Raw genomic sequence first — 403 nt, 5'->3', positions numbered from 1 at the left:
GTTGTTGTACTAAAACGAAAATTTGTTTTAGAAACGGTAGTGCGAAAATGCTTTGTTCGCTTCCGCCATACGGTGTACGTCTTCACGCTTCTTAACCGCTGCACCTTTACCTTCCGCAGCATCAAGAATTTCACCTGCAAGACGTAGAGCCATAGACTTCTCACCACGCTTACGTGAGTACTCTACTAACCAACGCATTGCCAACGCCATTTGGCGAGCCGGACGAACTTCGACTGGAACTTGATAGGTTGCACCACCAACACGACGCGACTTAACCTCAACCATTGGCTGAATCGACTCTAGTGCTTTATCGAAAAGCTCCATAGCGTCTTGATTAGATTTGCTAGCTACTGTGTCTAGCGCATCGTATACAATTTTTTCTGCCACTGCTTTTTTACCATGA

General features: G+C 45.7%; 1 protein-coding gene. It reads right to left on the bottom strand.

Annotation, left to right across the window (positions count from 1 at the left end):
- Nucleotides 1–27: 27 nt before the first annotated feature.
- Nucleotides 28–403 (bottom strand): 30S ribosomal protein S7 (gene rpsG, locus A3738_RS10000; protein WP_068763583.1); only part of this gene is annotated, 376 nt, incomplete at its 5' end.

The sequence above is a fragment of the Oleiphilus sp. HI0066 genome (genome assembly GCF_001635725.1).
This window is presented reverse-complemented; position numbering and strand designations above follow the sequence as displayed.